Origin of the sequence: Mesorhizobium sp. M7A.F.Ca.MR.362.00.0.0 (genome assembly GCF_004023175.1) — a bacterium.
GTDB lineage: Bacteria > Pseudomonadota > Alphaproteobacteria > Rhizobiales > Rhizobiaceae > Mesorhizobium.
In genome coordinates this window covers 6,032-9,779 of the sequence record NZ_RZTF01000246.1, presented here as the reverse complement: position 1 = coordinate 9,779, position 3,748 = coordinate 6,032, and the positions used below count along the sequence as shown (strand labels likewise).

Annotated in this window: 3 protein-coding genes and 1 pseudogene (1 of these 4 only partly in view); 3 read left to right on the top strand and 1 reads right to left on the bottom strand. The window is 62.8% G+C overall.

Annotation, left to right across the window (positions count from 1 at the left end):
- A pseudogene (locus EOC06_RS24975) lies at positions 1 to 717 on the top strand (hypothetical protein); the annotation flags it as partial.
- A 10-nt stretch (positions 718 to 727) separates the two neighbouring features.
- Here the strand turns inward: EOC06_RS24975 and EOC06_RS24970 are convergent.
- Complete coding sequence (locus EOC06_RS24970) at positions 728 to 1,441, bottom strand: transcriptional regulator NanR (protein WP_127318194.1); 714 nt, start codon at positions 1,439 to 1,441, stop codon at positions 728 to 730.
- A 174-nt stretch (positions 1,442 to 1,615) separates the two neighbouring features.
- Between EOC06_RS24970 and oiaX the strand changes: the two genes are divergently transcribed.
- Both oiaX and EOC06_RS24960 read left to right on the top strand, forming a co-directional pair.
- Complete coding sequence (oiaX, locus tag EOC06_RS24965) at positions 1,616 to 2,866, top strand: 3-oxo-isoapionate-4-phosphate decarboxylase OiaX (protein WP_127326973.1); 1,251 nt, start codon at positions 1,616 to 1,618, stop codon at positions 2,864 to 2,866.
- A 4-nt stretch (positions 2,867 to 2,870) separates the two neighbouring features.
- On the top strand, positions 2,871 to 3,748 hold the 5' portion of the coding sequence (locus tag EOC06_RS24960; protein ID WP_128309040.1) for a four-carbon acid sugar kinase family protein. 454 nt of this gene lie beyond the right edge of the window; only the first 878 of its 1,332 coding nucleotides appear in the window; it begins with the start codon at positions 2,871 to 2,873; its stop codon lies beyond the right edge, outside the window.

The following is a 3,748-nucleotide window of genomic DNA, read 5'->3' as shown; positions in this document are numbered from 1 at the left end:
GATGTTTACGCGGCCGCGCGGCGCGCCTTTCCGGATATCCGCCTCGGCGGCGGCATGTTCAGCTACTTCACCGAACTCAACCGCAAGCGCGTGCCGGCGGACCAGCTCGATTTCATCACCCATTGTACTTGCCCGATCGTGCATGCCGCCGACGATCTCAGCATCATGCAATCGCTGGAGGCGCTGCCTTTCATCACCCGATCGGCGCGGGCGATCTTCGGGGCAAAGCCCTATCGGATCGGCCCGTCGACGATTGCCATGCGCCAGAACCCCTATGGCAGCGCGACCAAGCCCAATCCCGGGGGACAGCGCGTTGCCATGGCCGACAGCGATCCTCGCCACACCGGTCAGTTCGCTGCTGCATGGACGATTGGCTATGCCGCGCGTGTCGCACCGGTCGGACTGGAGATGTTGACACTTTCCAGCTTCACTGGACCTTTCGGCGTGCTCGCTTCATCAGGGGAACCTGTCGCGGAAGGATCACACCGGCCAATCTTCCAGCCCATCAAGGGGCTTTGCGAGCTGGCCGGCCTTGCGCATGTGTCGGCAAGGACGAGCGATGAAACCAAGGTGCTGGCGCTGGCCGGGCGCTCCGCCTCGGGCAAGACAATCGCGTGGCTGGCGAACCTGACGGCGGAAGACGTGCAGGTCGACATTTCAGCTTTTGGCCGAGGCCAGGTCGCAATGACGCCTTACGCGATCCTTCGGATCGGCTGAACCGCCGAGATTATTTTTCAGAATTCATCACATAGAGCGCGCGCGAGCGTTCGAGATGCTTGATCATCGCCTTCTCGGCGCCGTCGGCATCCTTTTTCTCGATGCGGCCGATGATCTCTTCGTGCTCGGTCAGCGTGAACTTTTCCTTGCCGGTCCAGATCAGCATTTCGGTGTGGTATTCCTTCAGCCAGCCCAGCATCGCCTCGCTGACGGCAATATAGATCGGATTGCCGGAGATGGCGGCGATCTGTGTATGGAACTTCATGTCAGCGGAGATGAAGGCTTCGGAATCGCCGCGAAAGCCGCGCTGTTCGGCAACGGTGGCCCTGAGCCGCTGCACATCCTCGGCGGTGGCCTTTTCGGCGGCTTCCCTGACCATGCCGCGCTCGAAGAAGATGCGCGCGGTCTTCAGGTGCTCAAGCGTGTCCTTCGACGACGACAGGATGATCTTGGCGGCGCCGTCGACCTGCTTGATGATCGACTTGGCGGTGAGTTGCAGCACCTTGGCGCGTTCGCCATGCGAGATCGCCACCAGGCCCATATTGCTCAGCGCCTGCATCGCCTCGCGAATCGCCGGCCTGCCGACCTCGAAGCGCTCCATCAGTTCGCGCTCCGACGGCATGTCGTCGCCCGGCATCAGCTCGCCGCTGGTGATCAGGCGTTTCAGCCGCAAGAAGACCTCATCGGAAAGCTTGCGCCGGACAATCGGTTCCGAACGGTTCATCGTCGCGAATCACTCCCTTGACCCGGCCTTATCTAACACTGCCGCCACAATTCCCGGAATTGCCGTCTGTCGATCCCGCTGCCGGATATGACTTGCAATACTTATGTACTCATTATACCAGATTTGAAACACCGGTGAACCTTTTTCGAACGCCTCGGCTTGAGACAGCGGACCATGATCACGCTCACCTACCGCATCGAAACGCCTGGAAGCATCGAAGTCCTGGCGGCCAAGATCGCCAGCGATCAGTCGACCGGCACCTTCGTCGCGCTGCCCGGCGAGACCGAGGAACTGAAAGCCCGGGTGGCGGCGCGCGTGCTGGCGATACGGCCTCTGGCCGATGCCGAACGGCCGTCGCTTCCCGACAGCGGCAACGGGCCGTTCAGGCGCGCCGATGTCGATATCGCCTTTCCATTCGATGCCATCGGCACCGACCTTTCGGCACTGATGACCATTGCCATCGGCGGCACCTATTCGATCAAGGGCCTCACCGGGATTCGCATCGTCGACATGAAATTGCCGGAGGAGTATCGCGGCGCGCATCCCGGCCCCCAGTTCGGTGTCGCCGGCAGCCGTCGGCTGACCAATGTGACGGATCGTCCGATCATCGGCACCATCGTCAAGCCGGCGCTGGGCTTGCGGCCACATGAGACGGCCGCAATGGTGGCGGAACTGATCGCCGCCGGTGTCGACTTCATCAAGGACGACGAGAAGCTGATGAGCCCGGCCTATTCGCCCCTGTCGGAACGAGTGAAGGCGATCGTGCCGCTGATCCTCGACCACGAGCAGAAGACCGGCAAGAAGGTGATGTATGCCTTCGGCATCTCGCATGCCGACCCCGATGAGATGATGCGCAACCACGATATGGTGGCGAAGGCTGGCGGCAATTGCGCTGTCATCAACATCAACTCGATCGGCTTCGGTGGCATGGCGTTCCTGAGGAAGCGCTCCAGTCTGGTGCTGCATGCTCACCGCAACGGCTGGGACATCCTCACCCGGCACCCCGGGCTAGGCATGGACTTCAAGGTCTGGCAGCAATTCTGGCGACTGCTCGGCGTCGACCAGTTCCAGATCAACGGCATCGCCTCGAAATACTGGGAGCCGGACGACTCTTTCGTCGAATCGTTCAAGGCGGTGACGACACCGATCTTTTCACCCGAGGACTGCGCCTTGCCGGTGGCGGGCTCTGGCCAGTGGGGCGGCCAGGCTCCTGAGACATATGCGCGGACCGGACGGACCGTCGATCTTCTCTATCTCTGCGGCGGCGGCATCGTCAGCCATCCGGACGGGCCGGGCGCCGGTGTGCGTGCCGTGCAGCAAGCCTGGCAAGCGGCGGTCGACGGCATTCCGCTGGCGGACTTCGCCCTGAACCATCCCGAACTGGCGCGGTCGATCGAAAAATTCGGCGACGGCAAGGCAGCCTGAGACGATGCAGGACCTGCTTCTCAGCTATTACGGCGACGACCTGACCGGCTCGACCGATGTGATGGAGGCGCTCGAGCTCGGTGGTGTGCCGACCGTGCTGTTCATGCGCCAGCCGGACGATGCCTTGCTTTCACGATTTGCCCATTGCCGGGCGATCGGCCTCGCCGGCACCAGCCGCAGCGAGACACCGCGATGGATGGACACATATCTGCGCGATGCCTTTGCCTGGCTGAAGACACTGAATGCCGAGATTTGTCACTACAAGGTCTGCTCGACCTTCGATTCCAGCCCGACGATCGGCAGCATCGGCCGGGCCACCGAGATCGGCCGCTCGGTGTTCGCGCAAGCCAGCGTGCCGCTGCTGGTCGGCGCGCCGCAGCTCAAGCGCTACACCGCCTTCGGGCACCTGTTCGCCGCCTATCGCGACCAATATTTCCGCATCGACCGCCACCCGGTGATGAGCCGCCACCCGACGACGCCGATGGATGAGTCGGATTTGCTGATCCATCTGTCGCGGCAGACGGCGCTGAGCTCGGGGCTGGTCGACCTTGCGACGCTGCAGTCGGCATCGCGGTCGGCGGCGTTCGATCGGCTGACCGGAAACGGCACCCCCATCGTGCTTGTCGATGTCGACAATCTGGAAACGCAGGCTCTGGCCGGCAAGGAGATCTGGCGCGTTCGCAAGCCAGGCGGTTCCTTTGTCGTCGGCTCATCCGGAGTCGAGTATGCGTTGCTGGCCGAATGGGCGTCGAATGGCATTGTCGGCGCCGGACATGGCTTCACGCCACCGGGCGCAGCCGAGCGGATAGCCGTCGTGTCGGGCAGTTGCTCGCCGACCACGGAACGGCAGATCCGGCATGCCCTGACCGACGGTTTCGACGG